Raw genomic sequence first — 16,123 nt, 5'->3', positions numbered from 1 at the left:
GGCTCCGGGCGTATCCGGTCAAAGCGCTTGCCGAAATACACGTCGAGCCCGGTGACCGCGCCGCCGCGCAGGACGACAGACCAGTTGCGGGTGAGTTCGTAGGTCAGCTTCAGTACCGCCTCTGCGTTCGCCAGGCTTTGTTCGTAGCCGAGGTACAGGCGCTCGGATATTTCCTTGCCCAGGTTGACCACCTGCTGGCCATCCAGTCCGAATTCGCTTTCACCAAACGAAAATTCATCCAGCCCGAAGCCCCTGGCGATGCGCTCGCCGCCGAACTTGTTCAGCAACCCCAATGCCGCGCCCCTGGCTGCCGCCTGTGCCTGTCCGGCGGCGCCGTTCCCGCCGGTGCCCGCGCGGCCGAAGACCAGCCAGGACAGCTTTTCTTCGTCCGGGACGTTCGGCTCGGACACCAGCTGCACGCGCGGGCGCTGTGCCGTTCCCGTCACGTTGACGCCGGCGGCGACTTCCTGCTCCCGCCGCATCGCAACAATGTTCAGGTTCGGATTCTGGAACGCCCCCTGGAAGTTGATGACGCCGCGCTCGATCTCGAGTTCGGCCCCAAACGCTTCATACGTTCCTTCGGCAACGCGAACGGTACCGAACGCCTGCGGCGCCTCGCCCGGCGCGGCGCGGATGTTCAGTGCCCCGGCCAGACGCAGGTCGGCCCCGGAACCTTCAAAACGGAAGTCGTTTCCCAGGTCGACGCGGATGTTGATGCGGGGAGAGAACGGTCCCGCCGGCTGCTTCTTCACAACCATGACATTGGCGTCAGCGGCCGGCGCATTCCCGTTCTGGCCGCGGCGGACGACGACCACGTCGTCGCCTAGCCTGGGCGCCGACTTTTCCGGCAGGCTGAACAGCGCGTGGTCGACGACGAAATCGCCGGTGACCAGCAATTGCCCGTCGACGGCATTGGCCTCGGCGCGCCCCGAGAGGGTCATCTGGCCGGACGGGTTGGACAGCAGCTGCAGCTTTTCTGCCATGATCACGGCCCGCATGTTTTCCCTGGTCTGCGCCAGCGGCAAACGCCCCGTGGCGCGCAAGGTGCCGCCCCCTGCATGGAACTCCAGCTGCTGCAATTCCACGACGTTGTCGTTAAGGACAAGGCTGGCTACGCCGTCGTGAAGCCGGACGCCCTGGTCATAGAGGGTGACGGCGAGCTGGTTGCCGGCGGCTGTGCCGGAAATCCGGGGGTCGGCAACCGTCCCGGCAATTGTCAGGTTAACAGCGGCGCTGCCATCGAGCACAATGCTCGGACCCAGCAGGAAGCCGAGCGATTGCAGGCGCGGTATCCCACCGGCAATACGGCCTGACACCATGGAATCGGGAGAAATCGAGGCGCGTCCGTCCGATTGTTGCAGCGTAACCAGTGCGTCTGCATTCATCGTTCCGACGCGCGAGGTGACGAAGCCTGCGGTCAGCGCCACCTGTCTTCCCTGGAAGTCGGCGCGTGCGCTCAGATCGCTCAATCCCAGGCGGTTGCGGCCTTTGTCCTGCGGCAGGCTGATATCGCCGCTGCGGCGCTTGACCGTCGCAAAGCCGCTCGCGAGCTCCGCAAGCGTGATGTCCCAGTCGCCGTCAAGCACGAGATCGGTCCTGAACGGGGGCGCGGCGCCGGTCATCTGCTGGCGCAATTCCAGCAGGCGGGCAACATCCAGCGCCCGGAACGCCCCTGAGGAGCGGATCCCCGCGGCGTCATAGTTGAAGCCCTTCAGTTCGACCGAAGTCTGCTCCAGCGTGAGGCGGGCGGCGCCAAGAGCGATCTTGCCGGGTGCGACGGCGAGCTCCAGCGGCTGGGCGAGAGACAGGCGCGGAAAACCCCTGTTCTCCAAGCCATCGAGCGTGCCGTCCCAGCCCAGGCCGTCGGGCAGTTCGCGCAGGCGCCCGCGCGCATTCAGGCGCGCATCGAGTGCGCGTCCGTATACCCGTCCTTTCGCTTCCAGCGTGACGGCATGATTTGCATAGCTGCCGTTGACGCCGGCGCTCATGCTGGCCAGGCTGGCGCCGCCGCCCTCGAGCCCGCGGCCGGCCAGCTCCAGCCTGAGCTTCGCATCGGGCGTGCTTCCCGGCATGCCTTGCACTTGCGCCTGGCCCGACAGATGCGTCGCGCGCCAATCACCGAAACCCAGGTTCTCGCCGCTGTAGGTTGCGTCGACGGCCGGATGCTCGAAACTGCCCGCGACCCGGCCGTCCACCCGCAGCCGGCCGGACAATCCGAATCCCAGGCGATCCAGTGCCGGAGCGTCGATACGGACGTCCAGCCGGTCGGAAGGCGCGCCGAAGCTGCCCTTTATTGCGGCACGATTTCCGGCAATCGACAGTCGCGCGTCGCTGGGCAGCAGACGTTTGCCGTCGATCGACACGTTCCCGCCGCCCGTCATCGGCAATCCGGCGTAGCTGCTGCGATTGTCAATATCGAACGTCGCTTGCGCGCGCAGGCCGGGCTGCAGCTTTCCTTGCGCCTGAAAGTCCATGCCGATTCGCGCATCGGCCGGCCTCCATGCGGATTTCCCCTTGCCGGAACGCCCCTTGGGGGACGGGGCAAAGAACAGTGCCGGATTGAAGTCGGTCAATGTCCCTTTCACATCGAAGGCGGATTCGGCGTCGCGCGCCATTGTTCCGGAAAGCTCGAGACCCGCGACACCCGCTTTCACGCGGGCGGTCTGCATGCTGACCTGGCGCGGGTCGAGCGTGGCGTCAGCGACGACCGAGAACGTCCGGTCGGACAAGTCCAGATGGATTTGCTGCGTTTGGCCGCGCAGCGTGACGCTGAACGGCCCGGTCAGGTCTGTTTCCCTCAGCTTCGAATGCAAGGCCTGCAGGTCTATCCCGCTTGCCTGCAACGCGAGCTCGCCCTGATCCGCGCCGCGCAATTCCGCGCTCCCGGTGATCTTTGCGTCGTCCGCAAGCGTGACGGTCAATTGCGAGAGTTGCTGCCGCGCCGCGTCCATGACCACCTCCGCCCGCGCGGACGCAAGCGGCAGCCGGCCACGATCGATCGCACCCGGCTCTGCATTGTTAAGCGTCACCGGACCGGCGACAGTCAGCGGCGCGCCGGCCCGGGCGGTTCCCGCACCCGCGGCGGGGGCCAGGTCCGCGGTGATGTCCAGCCTGGCCTCGGGCCAGTTTGGATTGAGTGCTTTCGGATTCAGGCTCCGCACGCGCATTTCCGCCCGCCGCAGCGGGACTTCGGCAAATGGCGTCGCCGCCACGTCGGCCCGCGCCGTCGCGCCCGCCGCCGCCGCATCCAGGCGGATCCCGGGCTCGCGCAGCGTACCGGACAGCTCCACGCCAAGCCGGTAAGGGATCTCGCGCAAGCCGCCATCCAGATTTGCGTTGCCACTGAGCGCGAACGGATCCTGCCCGTTCAGGCGCATCGACGCGGCGGCTTTTCCAAAGGGCGTGACCGCGCGTTCGAGCTCGACGCGATGATGCACGCGGTCGGAGCCGGCGCGCAGCACAATGTCATTGATCCGGTTCGTCGATCCGTCGCTGTGAATCGCGAGCTCTTGCACGCCGGCCCGCTGCAGATCGAAGGCGAGCGGAAGCTTGATTTCCTTCGGCAAGCCCGCCGGCTCCTTTTCCGGACCGGGCCGCAGCGTCAGGTCGGCTTTGCCGATCTGGAGGTTTTGCACCGTCAGCATGAGCGGCGAGCGCGACAGCTGCCACTTGCCGTCGAGCCGGTCGATCTGCAGCCGCTTGGTCGCGTCTTCGTAGACCACGTTGCGCAGCTGCAGCCCGTCAGCAAGGGTCCCGCCTGCGACTTCGCCCGAAAGTTGTCCACCCAGGATCCGCTGCGCCGCATTCCAGGCAATACGCGCGCCGGATTCGGTAAATACCGCAAACAGGGCGAAAGCAACGAGCAGCAACAGGAGTGCCGCGAAGGCGACGGCGGCACGGCCCAGGAGCCGCTTCGCCCGGTGCTCGCGCGGCGCCTTGCCGTCCTGGGGCGGGGCAGGTGAGTGGAGGGCAGTCATCGGGCGTTCCGGCTCAGAACGCCACGCCCAGCGACACATGCGGCCGGATCGTGCCGTCGCGCAGCCCGTATGCCAGGTCCACGTTCACGCGCCCGACAGGACTGCGCATGCGGGCGCCGACCCCTACGGCATGAAAGAGCTCGCGCTCGTTCCAGCGGTCACTTGCCATGCCGACATCATAGAAAACGGCGCCGCCCCAGCGCTCGGTCGGCCAGCGCTGGTACTCGGCGCCGCCGGTAGCAAGAAAGCGGGTCGGATAGACGGTCCCGTCGCGTTCATTGCCGATGCTCTGGAAGGCGTAGCCCCGCACTGAATCGGTGCCGCCGGCGCGGAACAGGAGCGAAGCCGGTATCGCAGTATTGCCGCCCTTGGAAACGACGGCGCCCAGTTCGGCGCGCAGGATCACCAGGTCGCGGCTCCCGACCGGAATGAACTCGCGCAGCCGGCCATAGCCGCGCAGGAAGGTCTGGTCGGTCAGCAGTCCTTTGACGGCAATGCCGGCCTGGAGCGTGACAATGCGTCCTTTGCGGGGAAACGCCGGGTTGTCGACCTGCCGCCGGGTCTTGGTGAGACCGAGCACGAGAGCCTGGTGCGCCCCGGGGCTTACCACGACGTCGCGCGGGAGCGGGGCGCCGCCGATGCGTTCCAGCTCGTCGCGGTAGTATTCAAGGGAGTACGACAAGTCGCGGATGTCGGTATTGCGCGTGCGGCGCACCCCGGCCCGGCGGCTGCGCAACTCCACGCCTTCGAGCGTGGTGCGCTCGATCGAGCCATGCAAGCTGTTGACGAAGGCGTTGCGTCCCGGCGGCAGCGCCAGTTCGAGTGCGCCCAACTGGCGCCGCTGTTCCACCGTCGCCTGCGTATCGAGCACCCATGCGCGGTCGAACAGGTTGTTGTGCGAATAGCGCGCGTCGAGATGGGCACCGGTGTCGGTGGTATAGCCGGCGCCGGCGCGCACGCGCTGCGCCGGGAACTCGGTCACCCGCACGCTGACCGGCGCAAGGTCGGCCTGCGCCGGATCCCTTGCGATGTCGATCACCGCGTTGCTGAAATAGGGTGTGCGCAACACCTGGCGCTGGAATTCCAGCAGCTTGTCGGCGCTGTATTCCTCTCCCTCGCGCAGCGGGCTCACGTTGCGCACGATGCTTTCCGGATAGCGCGCGGTGCCGCTGATCTGCAAAGCGCCGAACGTGAATACCGGGCCGCTGTCGTAGGTCACCCCCAGTTCGGCGGCGTGCTCGTCCGCCAGGATGCGCGCCTCGGACGACGCGATTGCCGCCGCTGCGTAACGCCGGCGCTGCAGGATCTGGAGGCCGCGCTGCTTCGCCTCTTCCCATTCCTCCTGGCGGAACGCGTCGCCCCGGTTCAGCGACCACGATTCCTGGACCTGCTCCACCTGCTCCGGCGAGCGTTCGCTCGCCGACCCCTCGACCTTGATATCCACCTCCGACACGATGGTCCTCGGTCCTGCCGCGACCGCCACCCGCACTACGGTCTCTCCCGATTGCGCCTCGACATTGACCTCGGTGCTGGTCGAGAAAAAGCCCTCGGTCGCCGCGAGCTTTGCGACCTGTTCCGGCGCCCTCGCAACCATGAAATCAAGCTGGTCCGGCGTCAGGTCTTCGCGGTCCGCGTAGCGCGCGAGATCGAGAAACTGTTCGAGCACGCCTTTCAGCGGTTTCGGTGCGTCGATTTCGACACGATAGGCAGCGGCCGGCAGGCTGAACAGGAGCAGCAGCGCGGAAGCGATTGTCCGGAAGCGTCGTGGCGGAATGCCGAGGGTGGACGCCGGGCTTGCTGATCTGTTCACGTCTTGACCTCAGGAGACGGCAGGGCGCAAACCGTGAGGCGCGCGCGGGCGCATGCCCGCGCCGGAAGGGCGAAGCAGAGAGACTGCGGCATGCACGACGCCGCGCAGAGTGAACATCAAGCGGAGTGATGCATGCCGACGGTCCTGGCCCGCGTGGCCGGATATCCTTGTCCGCAGCCCGTTTTCCTGGAGGTGCTTCCGATTGCGTCGCGGTTGTCGAGCACCATCACTCATTGCACTATTGTTTGGTCTTCAATTGCAGGTTGTTGAACACTTTCTCCACGCCAGGAACCCGCTGGGCGGCCTGGCCGGCCGTGCGCCTCTGCTGATCGCTGTCGACGAAGCCCGCCAGAGATACGACGCCGCGGTAGGTATCGACATTGATGGCAGCCGCATTTCCGATTCCCTGGGTTTGCGCGATTTCGGTCTTGACGCGTGCCGTAATCGCGGCGTCATCCAGCGTCTGGCCGGTCGACCGCGACGTCGATGTCGGGGCACATGCAACCAGGAAGGTGGACACGATAACTGCAAGAACGAATTGCAAGCGTTTCATGGCGATTCCCTCACAAAAGGTCGGTTTGCGTGGAGATTCCCTTTCAAAGCCTAAGTTGTCCTGCATTTTTCATACCAATCCGCGCGGCCGCCGAAAAAAAGCGCTTTCCGATTACCTTTACCCAAAACTCCCGCGCCTTGTGGAAAATTCTACAAGGTTTTGAGTTCCCGAATGTAATCCCGGACAACGGACCCGCTGCGCGCGCTTGCTTCGTTCCAAGTTGCGTGCTGCTTGTCGAAGCCGGCTGTCCAATGCATGGAAGAAAGTGTTATTGCGGACGCCGGCGGGCATGCTAGTTGCAAGAGGCGTGATGAAGTGCACAAGCGGCAGCAGACCGGGCGTCATCGGCGGCACGGCGGATCGCGGGGGAACGGCAAGGCAGGGCGTTCCTCCGGAGCCGGGCCGTGACGATCCCGTATCTCCGCAGATCTCCCCGCCCGCCGGCGGCAAGGCTGACCCGGCCGCGGGTTCTCCCGTTTGTCATCCTTTGGACCACTCGTTGGAGTAAAAAATGAAAATATTGCTGTGGCTCCTCGCGATCATCTTCATCGTCGGAATGTTAACCATCTTCGGGGTCTTTAAACTGATTTTCTAGGCCATCCCGCGAAGAGGGACGCAAGAGCAGGCTAGGTGCACCGGTCTTGGCCGGATCACCTGCGGCGTGCCGGCTCAATCCGGCTTGGAAATGTCGGTCAGGTCCAGGGTCGATTCCCGCCCCAGCTTGCTGAAATTGTCTGCCAGCCAGGCATCGGCGACGCGGACACCGGCCTTGTACAGATATTCGAGAAATTTCCACTCCGCATTGAGTTTGCTCGATACGCTCAGGTTCAACAGTTCCGAATCGGCGTTGATCCGGTGCAGGCGCATGTCGGTATACCTGACGCGGCTGACATGCTCTTCGTCGATCAGTTTCTTGAGCAGAAGAATTGAACTGATTTCACGCAAAAGGCTGGCATTGAAGGTGATTTCGTTGAGCCGGTTCATGATTTCCGCTGCGCTGCGTGGCAAAGTGTCGCGCACGACCGGATTGATCTGGACGATGATCAGGTCATGCGCATCGGTTTCGTCCACTAGCGGAAAGAGCGCGGGATTGCCCATGTAGCCGCCATCCCAGTACGCCTCGCCATCGATCTCCACTGCCTGGAATATTTGCGGCAGGCATGCCGACGCCATGACCTTGTCCGCATCCAGCTCGTCCCGGCGGAAGATGCGCGCCTTGCCGGTCCGCACATTGGTCGCCGAAATGAATACGTTCAGCTCGCCGCAGGCGCGCACGCGGTCGAAATCCACCAGCCTGTGCAGGAGATCGCGCAAGGGGTTGATATTGAGCGGATTGATTTCGTACGGGGATACCAGGGTGCCGGCCAGCTGCATTGCCAGGTAGCCCGGACTGGTGTCGAGCGACCAGTTGCCGAACAGCCGGTCGAGCGGCGAGCGCTGCAGCGGGCTGAAGCGCGAAATCGCGCTCACGGCCCGCCAGAACGACCGCAATGCGCGCCGCGCGCCCGCCGGGCCGCCACCGCGGGCAAAGCCGTCGGCCAGCACCACCGCATTCATTGCGCCGGCACTGGTCCCGCTGATGCCATCAATGCGCAGGCGCTCGTCGGCGAGAAGCCGGTCCAGCACGCCCCAGGTGAATGCGCCGTGCGCGCCGCCGCCTTGCAGCGCGATGTCGATGGCGAGTCGGCTTGTCATAAACCTGCCCCCGGCAGGGGGCCAGGCGCGGCGACCACGGCGGCGGCAATCGCCGGCCCGATGGCGCCGGCCATGAACATGGTGTCCGACGGCCCCGTCTTCTCCGCAACCACATCCCCGCAATGAAACAGGCGCCGTCCCCCGACGGCGGTCAGGGCGCATACGTCAAACCGGACCCAGACTGACGGCATCCGGCGTCCGGGCTACTTGATGAGCGTGACGGGCACGTCAACCAGATGGATGACCCGCATTGCGACCGAGCCGATCATGAGGCTTGCCACCGGCCCCAGACCGCGCGTACCCATGACCACCGCGTCGCAATGCGATTCATGCACCTGCTGCGCAATTTCGGACGCCGGCGTGCCGGACCGGCGACGGACCTGGTACGGAATCCGCTCTGCTTCGAGAACCCGACGCGCAGGGTGCAGAACACGCCCGGCCTCGTCGGCCTGCATCCGCTCGATCTCCAGCGCCGACCGGGTGACATGATCCCGCAGCAGGACGGGATCCTGCACGTTCAGCAGCTCGATCTCCGTGCCTTGAATCAGCTTGGCCAGCGACGCGGCATGGCGCACCGCCCGCAGCGCATTGTCCGACCCGTCGCAGGGCACAAGAATTTTTGGCATGCTGGTTCTTCCTCCAGAATTCTGCTGCCGTCATCGAAGGCGATGACAGGCAGAGCGTACCGATGCGCAGTTCAGAAGAAACTGATCTGCCGCAAAACAGGCGGATGTGTCGGCCGTACGACGACTGTTGGAACAAAGCAGCAGCGCCCGGTTCAGCGAAAAAGAATGGACTTTTCCATATTGCGGAGCCGGGATCCCTTGCGGATTACTCCAATCGCAGATACTGTCGCTCGGCAATCAGCTTTGCCCAGGAAAGCGGGCTCCAGCCTTGTTCGGACAGCATGCCCGCGCAGAGGACCGCCAGCGTGCACGCCAGCGGCGGGAAAAGCAGCAATGCACGGGTTTCCAGCCAGCTCCGGGCAGCAATCGCCTCATGCGGCCATGCCTCATCCCGGCGCCGGAACCAGGCGCGGTAGAGAATCGGCAAGAAATACGCCGCATTCAGTATGCTCGATGCCAGCAACACCCATGCGGCCCATGGCGCGCCCGCCGCTTCCGCACCGCCAGACAGGTAATGCTTGCTGACGTAGCCGGCGGTCATCGGCGCGCCCATCATGCCCAGCGCGCCAATAGTGAAGGCTGCCATTGTCAGCGGCATCCGCCGCCCGACTCCGTTCATCTCGCTGACCTTGTGCACGCCCAGGGTTTCGGCAAAGTTGCCGGCACAAAAGAACAGCGTGATTTTCATGATGCCCTGATGCACGAGATGCGCCAGCCCACCAATCGTCCCGATCGGCCCGAAAAGCGCCACGCCCAGCACGATATATGACACTTGGCTGACTGTGGAGTAGGCCAGTCTTCTTTTCAGGTCGTCCTGGAACAGGGCGCGCAGCGAGCCCCACAGGATCGTGGCGCAGGCCAGCACGGCCAGCGGTGTCAGCAGGCCCAGGTCGTGCGCAGTCTCGACGCCAAAGACCTCGTAGACGACGCGCACCACGCCAAAGGCGCCTGCCTTCACCACGGCAACGGCATGCAGCAGCGCCGATACAGGTGCGGGCGCGACCATTGCCCTGGGTAGCCAGCCATGCAATGGGACCAGGGCCGCCTTCACTCCGACACCGGCAATCAGCAGCACGAATACAAGACGCAACTGGTCGGCGTACGCGGGGCCGAGCACCGATACCGATCCGCCGGGAACAAACTCCACCCGGCCCAGCAGGCCGTATATCCACACCACGCCTGTCAACAGGACCGCGCCTCCAGCCAGGGTGTACGCGAGATAAAAATTCCCGGCATGCAGCGTCGATTTCGTGCCGCGGTGAACGACAAGCGGGTACGTCGATAGCGTGAGCAACTCATAGAAAAAGAAAAAGGTGAACAGATTGCCCGCCATCGCCACACCGACCGTTGCCGTCACACAAAGGCTGAAAAAGCCGAAGAAGCGGCTTCGATGCGGCGAGCCTTCCAGGTAGCTGATTGCATAGAGTGTGGTAAAGAACCACAGCACCGCCGAAAGCGTGACGAAGAGCATTGCCAGGGCATCGGCATGCAGCACCAGCTCCAATCCCGGCAGGATGGCGTGGCGAAACTGGTACTGCTCCCCGCGGGCCACGCCCCAGAGCATGACGCCGATCAGCACCAGCTTCAGGACCGCCCCCGCCAGGTTTAGCGCCGTGCGCAGGAGGCGCCTCTCTTCCGGCAGATTGAAGATGATCAGCCCCGGCAGGAGCGAGCTGCACAGGACCAGCGCGGGTAGCGCGCCGTTCCAGGTCACGGCGCCCCCAGCAGATTCAGCACTTCGGTCGCGCGGCCACCCAGCGCCAGGCTGGCGAGCGCCAGCAAAAAGGCCGGCCATTCCGCCATCCGAGGCAAGGGCCTGAACGTCACGCTCTGCTCGGCTCGCAGGAAGGCGTGGCGCAGTACCTTGAAGACGTAGGCCGCCGTCAGCAAGCCGCCGGCGATCATGACCAGGATCCACCACCATTGTCCGCTCGCGATCGCACTGTCGATCAACAGCCACTTGGCCAGAAAGCCGGCCGACGGCGGCAACCCCATCAACGAGACGCCCGCAATCGCGAGGGTGAAAACCGTGAGCGGCATGTGCGCGCTGATGCCGCCCAGCTGCCCGATCCTGTCATGCCCGGTAGAGAGAATCACGGCGCCGGCGGCGGCGAACATCGCTGCCTTTGCAAACCCGTGGGAAAAGGCGTGCAGCGTCACGCCTTGCAGCGCGCTTTGAACGGCGTCAGGCGCAGTGTCGGTAGCCAATGGAAAAAACAGGAACAGATAGCCGATCTGGGCCACCGTGGAGTACGCAATCAGCATTTTCAGCCGCGTCTGGCGCAAGGCGATCACCGATCCCCAGCAAATGGCAGCGGCGCCGAGGACGCCGAACAACTGGGCGGACACGGGCGTGACCAGCGGCAGAAAGAGCGTAAGCCAGAGCCGCACCGCAAGGTAGAACGATGCCTTGATGACCAGCGCCGAGAGCAGGGCGGATACCGGGGCCGGCGCACCGCCGTGGGCGGGCGGCAGCCAGAAATGAAAGGGAAACAGTGCAGTCTTGATCGCCATTCCGGTAAGCATCAGAAGCGCTGCCAGAAGGGTCGCCGTCGGCGCCGCTTCGGAGACAAGCGAGGTCAGCTCCGCCAGCGAAACCGTTCCATAAGCCGCATACAGGAGGGCGACGCCCAGGAGGTATGCGCCGGACCCGAGCAGCGTCGCGAACAGGTAGCGCAATGCCGCCGCCACCGAGTGCGCACTTCCACCGGAGGCCACGAGGCCGACGGCTGCCAGGCCGACCAGCTCCAGCGTGACATAGAGGTTGAATACGTCCGCCGACAGGAACAGCGCATTCATGCCCGCCAGCAGGTACCCGGCAAGCGGCCAGAAGGTGTCCGATCCGTCGCGATGCCTGCTGAAGTAGGCCTCTGCGTAGAACGCGAGAGGCAGGGCGACGACTTGCGTAAGAAGCAACATCGTGGCGCCGAGACCGTCTGCGGAAAGCGTGATGCCGAGCGGCGCTTCCCAACCGCCCGCCGCATGCGTGCGCAGCGCGCCGCCCGAAACATTCTCTGCCAACATCACCGCCAGCACGACCTGGAGGGTGATTCCGGCGATTGCCTGGCGCGCGCCCCAGACAGGCCCGAACAGGAAGGCGAGGCTGGCCCACAGAAGAGGCGTGAGGATGAGCAGGGGAATGATGTCAATCATCCGGCGTCTCCGCCGGAAAGCGCATCTCGCCGCATTGATTCAAGAGCCGCCGTGCCAGCGCCAGCGCCAGCGCAGTTGCTGCAATGGATACGACGATTCCGGTCAGGACCATTGCCTGAGAAACCGCGTCGACGCCGCCGTCGCGCTGGGCGAGCCCCACCAGGACGAGAAAGGCGCCGCTGCCCATGACATTGAAGGAAATGATCTTGCGCAGCAGGTGCGGCGCCAGAATGACGCCGGCTGCGCCACACGCGAACAAGGCGATGCCGGTGAGGGCGAACAGCAGGCCGGGAGTCAATCGTCCTCCTCCTCGAATTCGTCCGGCAGGCAAAGGAAGAGTCCGGCGAGAGTCAGCGCGAGCGACAGCGTCAACCCGGACTCGATCAGCAGGATCAGTGCGCCTGCCATTTCAACGGGGTACTGCAGCAGAGCGCCGTTGCGCAACGGCGCCGCGGCAAGCGCGAGGAAGATCAGGAAGCCCGCCAGCAGGCCGGCCCGCAACGATGAGGTCGAAGCGGCATTCGCAGGAAGCAGGCCTGCAAGGTAGAGAAGAATGATGCCCGCTGCCAGGACCGCAGCTGCCTGGAAAGCGCCGCCCGGACGGTGCGATCCTGCCCACAAAAGGTAGCCGGCGGCCAGAACCATCAGGGGAGAGACCAGGCGTGCCAGCGACTGAAGGAAGGCGTGCGGCGTCGACGGCAGGCGGCGCATGCTTCCCGGTACCTGGCCGCTCGCGGTCAGCACGCCGATCAGGGCCAGAAGAAGTACCGCCGTTTCCAGGAGAGTGTCGTATCCGCGGAAATTCAGCAGCACTGCCGTCACCGGGTGGCTGACACCGCTCTGGCCCAGGGCCTTATCGACGGCCCCGCCCAGTCGCACTGCGGGTTCCGGCAGGTTGAGCACCGCGTGCACGAGCACTGCCGCAAGCACGGCGAACACGGCGGTCACCCCCAGTCTCGGCAGCAATTTCATTTCGGCCGCCTCCCGCTGCGCGCGCGGAGATGCCCGACTGAATCGAATAGCAGCGCGCCCGCCAGGCCGGCCCCGATGGCGGCCTCTGCCAGTGCCAGATCGGGCGCGCCAAGCCGCGCCCAGGCGAGAGCCATGAGCAGGCCGAAGACGATGAACATCACCACCGCGCGAAATGGATCCGGCGCGGTAAGGGCTCGTATCGCGCTCCACAGCAATGACGCGGCCAGCAGCAGGTCGAAGGCCAGCACCGTCATTTCGCATCACCCCCCCGTCCAGGGGACGATGCCGCGGCGGCGCGCGCGGCGCGCGATCAGGAAGCTCACCGACGCACTGGCGGTGAGTACCAGCGCCCAGACCATCAGCAGCTTGACCACCGCTGCCGCTCCCTGCGCATGGGGCAGCAGTCCGAGCAGCGTGAAGCCAAGCCCGAGGTTGTCCGCTTTCGACAATGCGTGCAGCCGCGTATAGACATCCGGAAAACGCAGCAAGGCCAACGTTCCGGCGAGGAAGAAGACTGCCCCGATCAGCAGGCAGGCGGCGCTGAGCCAGTCAAGGACGCTCACGTTCGTTCCCTCCAGATTCCCTTCGCCAGGCGCGCTGCGCAAAGGCGGCGCCGCTGATGGAAGCCAGCAATGCAAACACCAGGGCCACATCCACCAGCGGTCCGTTGCCCGGGTCGCCGCCGGCCCGCGCCAGCAGCAGCAAGACCGCCACTCCCGTGGTGCCGAACAGCAGCGCGGCCAGCAGGCGGTCGGCGGAAGTCGGGCCGCGCACAACCAGCACCAGCGCCGCCAGCAGGTTGGCGAGCAGGAACAGTGCCAGCATCATAAGCAGCGTATTCATGAAAGCGGCACTCCGAACAGGTGCGCGACCCGGACTTCGGCGGCGCGCACATCGTCTTCCACCGGATTGCGGCGGTCCAGCACATGCAATTGCAGGCGGCCATGGTCGAGCCCCGCGCTCAAGGTTCCGGGCATCAAGCTCAGAAACCCGGCCAGAAAAAGCTGATCGGCCTCTTCGCGCAAGCGAAGGGGGATGTCGAGCATCGCCGGCCGCAGGTCAAGCCGCGGCGACAGCGCGACCGCGGCGACCTGCACGCCGCCACGCAGCGAGTGCACGGCGAAGAAGACAAGGAAACCGGGTACGCCTCGCAGTGACAGGCGCCGCGCTCCCGGCGGGTGAAGACGGAGACTGAGTGCAGCAGCAAGGCTCGCCGAAATGATCCCCACCCCCCAGCTCCCGCCGGCGCTGCCGGTCATGCTCGCCCAGACCGCCGCATAAAACGCGGTACGCAACAGAAAAGATCGCAGCGTCATGAAACGGCTACCTTTTCCCGCGCTCAGGAACGTTTTTGCCCATCCATGAGCCCGGTCAGTATGTCGACCGGCAATGGAAAGACGATGGTGGTGGACTTGTCGCCGGTAATATTGGAGAGGGTCTGCATATAGCGCAATTGCATCGCCCCCGACTGCTGCGCCAGCACATGCGCGGCCTGCATCAGCTTTTCGGACGCCTGCAGTTCCCCCTCGGCGTGGATCACCTTGGCGCGGCGTTCGCGTTCCGCCTCCGCCTGCCGGGCAATCGCGCGCACCATCGATTCATCGAGGTCGACATGCTTGATCTCGACGTTGGCGACCTTGATGCCCCAGGCATCCGTCTGCTGGTCGAGCACCTGCTGGATGTCCATGTTCAGGCGCTCGCGCTCGGCCAGCATGTCGTCCAGTTCGTGCTTGCCCAGCACCGAACGCAGGGTCGTCTGCGCAAGCTGGCTGGTCGCCTCGAAAAAATTCGCGACCTGGATGATCGCCTTGTCCGGTTCCACCACGCGGAAGTAAATGACCGCGTTAACCTTCACCGACACGTTGTCGCGGGAAATCACGTCCTGCGTGGGCACATCGAGCACGATGGTGCGCAGGTCCACCCGAACCATCTGCTGCAGGACGGGAATCAGGATGATCAGGCCCGGCCCCTTGACGCCCCAGAAGCGCCCGAGCTGAAACACGACGGCGCGCTCGTACTCCCGCAATACCCGGATCGCCGAAGCGAGCAGCATGAGGACCGCAATCACGAGCAGACCGGCAAAACCGAAACCAATGTCGAAAACCATCGCCATTCTCCTTGTTGGTTATTTCTCGGGGACGACTTCCAGCAGCAGCCCGTTACGTGCAACCACCCGGACCTTTTGCGCAGGCGCAAGCGGGGTGCTGCTGACCGCGCGCCAGGTTTCGCCATGCAGCCTGACCCAGCTGCCTCCCTGGGCGGCGTCGACCACTTCGGCAACTGCGCCGACAGGATCGCCGGCCGCCTTCACCGCGCGCCGCCTTGTCTTGAGCGCGACCGCGGTTATGGCAATCAGCAACAGCGCACTTGTCAGTGCGATCGAAACGACCAGGGCGACCGGAATGCCGAAGCCTGGAAGTTCCGTGTCGATCAGGATCAGCGCGCCGGTCACGAACGCGACGATGCCGCCCAGGCCGAGCACGCCGAAACTCGGCAGGAAAGCCTCGGCCACCATGAAGGCCATGCCCAGCACGATCAGCGCAAGGCCGGCGTAGTTCACCGGCAGCAGCTGCAGGGCATACAGCGCCAGCAGCAGGCTGATTGCGCCGACTACGCCTGGCACGGCGCTCCCCGGGTTCATGAATTCGAAGAACAGGCCGTAGATACCGACCGTCATCAGCAGCAGGGCGACGCTCGGATTGGTGATCGTCGCCAGCAGGCGCGCGCGCCAGTCGGGACGTGCGTCGTTCACCGCCGCCCCCCTGGTCTTCAACAGCTTGTCCTGCCCGAGGACGGTGACCTTCCTGCCGTCCACGGCCGCGAGCAGAGCCGGCACGTCGGCGGCGACGAGGTCCGCCACGCGCTGCTTGAGCGCTTCCTCCGCCGGCAGGCTGACAGCCTCGCGCACCGCGCGCTCCGCCCATTCCGCGTTGCGCCCGCGCATCTGAGCCAGCCCGCGAAGATAGGCCGCGGCATCGTTGACCTGCTTGCGCGTCATCGGTTCGCCGGTCGCGTCCTCCGTCGAGCCCGGCTTCTTGTTCTTGGCGTCATCCTTTCCCTCGGGACGCCGGGCGCGGTCCGGCTCCATGCCCGGCGCGCCGACCTGCACCGGCGTGGCAGCGCCGAGGTTGGTTCCCGGCGCCATCGCCGCCACATGGCTGGCGTAGAGGATGTATGTCCCCGCGCTTGCCGCGCGCGCGCCGCTGGGTGCGACGAATCCGGCGACCGGCACGGGCGAGGTCAGGATGGCCTTGATGATGGTGCGCATCGACGTATCGAGCCCGCCCGGCGTATCCATCTGCAGGACCACGAGCTGGCTGCCATCCTGGGCGGCACG

Annotated in this window: 15 protein-coding genes; all 15 read right to left on the bottom strand. The window is 65.2% G+C overall.

Translation table 11 applies throughout. The features are described 5' to 3' along the window. On the bottom strand, positions 1 to 3,977 hold a 3,977-nt coding region (locus tag VEC01_RS13095), incomplete at its 3' end, for a translocation/assembly module TamB domain-containing protein (protein ID WP_324901333.1). A 13-nt stretch (positions 3,978 to 3,990) separates the two neighbouring features. Beyond that, a complete protein-coding gene (locus tag VEC01_RS13090) occupies positions 3,991 to 5,787 on the bottom strand; it encodes an autotransporter assembly complex family protein (RefSeq protein ID WP_324901332.1) in 1,797 nt (598 codons plus the stop codon). Between the two features lie 238 nt (positions 5,788 to 6,025). After that, positions 6,026 to 6,406 carry a BON domain-containing protein gene (locus tag VEC01_RS13085; RefSeq protein ID WP_324901331.1) on the bottom strand — a complete coding sequence of 127 codons (381 nt, stop codon included), beginning with the start codon at positions 6,404 to 6,406 and terminating at the stop codon, positions 6,026 to 6,028. 603 nt (positions 6,407 to 7,009) lie between these two features. Next, positions 7,010 to 8,035 carry a patatin-like phospholipase family protein gene (locus VEC01_RS13080; protein ID WP_324901330.1) on the bottom strand — a complete coding sequence of 342 codons (1,026 nt, stop codon included), beginning with the start codon at positions 8,033 to 8,035 and terminating at the stop codon, positions 7,010 to 7,012. Positions 8,036 to 8,238: 203 nt separating this feature from the next. Next, positions 8,239 to 8,661: a universal stress protein gene (locus VEC01_RS13075; protein WP_324901329.1), complete on the bottom strand. Its 423-nt coding sequence runs from the start codon at positions 8,659 to 8,661 to the stop codon at positions 8,239 to 8,241. Between the two features lie 205 nt (positions 8,662 to 8,866). Next, on the bottom strand, positions 8,867 to 10,375 hold the full coding sequence (locus tag VEC01_RS13070; RefSeq protein WP_324901328.1) for a complex I subunit 5 family protein: 1,509 nt from the start codon (positions 10,373 to 10,375) through the stop codon (positions 8,867 to 8,869). Continuing rightward, positions 10,372 to 11,814, bottom strand: coding sequence for a complex I subunit 5 family protein (locus tag VEC01_RS13065; protein ID WP_324901327.1), 1,443 nt, complete (start codon positions 11,812 to 11,814; stop codon positions 10,372 to 10,374). The genes VEC01_RS13070 and VEC01_RS13065 overlap by 4 nt, the downstream gene beginning before the upstream one ends. Beyond that, the gene (locus VEC01_RS13060; protein ID WP_324901326.1) at positions 11,807 to 12,112 is read right to left on the bottom strand and encodes an NADH-quinone oxidoreductase subunit K; all 306 of its coding nucleotides are present in this window, start codon (positions 12,110 to 12,112) and stop codon (positions 11,807 to 11,809) included. Before VEC01_RS13060 ends, VEC01_RS13065 begins: the two co-directional genes overlap by 8 nt. Next, entirely contained in the window at positions 12,109 to 12,786 is a 678-nt protein-coding gene (locus tag VEC01_RS13055) for an MnhB domain-containing protein (protein WP_324901325.1), read from the bottom strand. Before VEC01_RS13055 ends, VEC01_RS13060 begins: the two co-directional genes overlap by 4 nt. After that, the gene (locus VEC01_RS13050) at positions 12,783 to 13,040 is read right to left on the bottom strand and encodes a DUF4040 domain-containing protein (protein ID WP_324901324.1); all 258 of its coding nucleotides are present in this window, start codon (positions 13,038 to 13,040) and stop codon (positions 12,783 to 12,785) included. Before VEC01_RS13050 ends, VEC01_RS13055 begins: the two co-directional genes overlap by 4 nt. A gap of 6 nt (positions 13,041 to 13,046) precedes the next feature. Further along, complete coding sequence (gene mnhG, locus VEC01_RS13045) at positions 13,047 to 13,349, bottom strand: monovalent cation/H(+) antiporter subunit G (protein WP_324901323.1); 303 nt, start codon at positions 13,347 to 13,349, stop codon at positions 13,047 to 13,049. After that, positions 13,336 to 13,629 carry a monovalent cation/H+ antiporter complex subunit F gene (locus VEC01_RS13040; RefSeq protein ID WP_324901322.1) on the bottom strand — a complete coding sequence of 98 codons (294 nt, stop codon included), beginning with the start codon at positions 13,627 to 13,629 and terminating at the stop codon, positions 13,336 to 13,338. Before VEC01_RS13040 ends, mnhG begins: the two co-directional genes overlap by 14 nt. Continuing rightward, the gene (locus VEC01_RS13035; protein WP_324901321.1) at positions 13,626 to 14,102 is read right to left on the bottom strand and encodes a Na+/H+ antiporter subunit E; all 477 of its coding nucleotides are present in this window, start codon (positions 14,100 to 14,102) and stop codon (positions 13,626 to 13,628) included. The genes VEC01_RS13040 and VEC01_RS13035 overlap by 4 nt, the downstream gene beginning before the upstream one ends. A gap of 23 nt (positions 14,103 to 14,125) precedes the next feature. Continuing rightward, positions 14,126 to 14,893, bottom strand: coding sequence for a slipin family protein (locus VEC01_RS13030; RefSeq protein WP_324901320.1), 768 nt, complete (start codon positions 14,891 to 14,893; stop codon positions 14,126 to 14,128). 18 nt (positions 14,894 to 14,911) lie between these two features. Continuing rightward, the coding region (locus VEC01_RS13025; RefSeq protein WP_324901319.1) for a nodulation protein NfeD at positions 14,912 to 16,123 on the bottom strand (1,212 nt) is incomplete at its 5' end.

Source organism: Noviherbaspirillum sp. (genome assembly GCF_035627455.1).
Lineage (GTDB): Bacteria > Pseudomonadota > Gammaproteobacteria > Burkholderiales > Burkholderiaceae_D > Noviherbaspirillum.
This window is presented reverse-complemented; position numbering and strand designations above follow the sequence as displayed.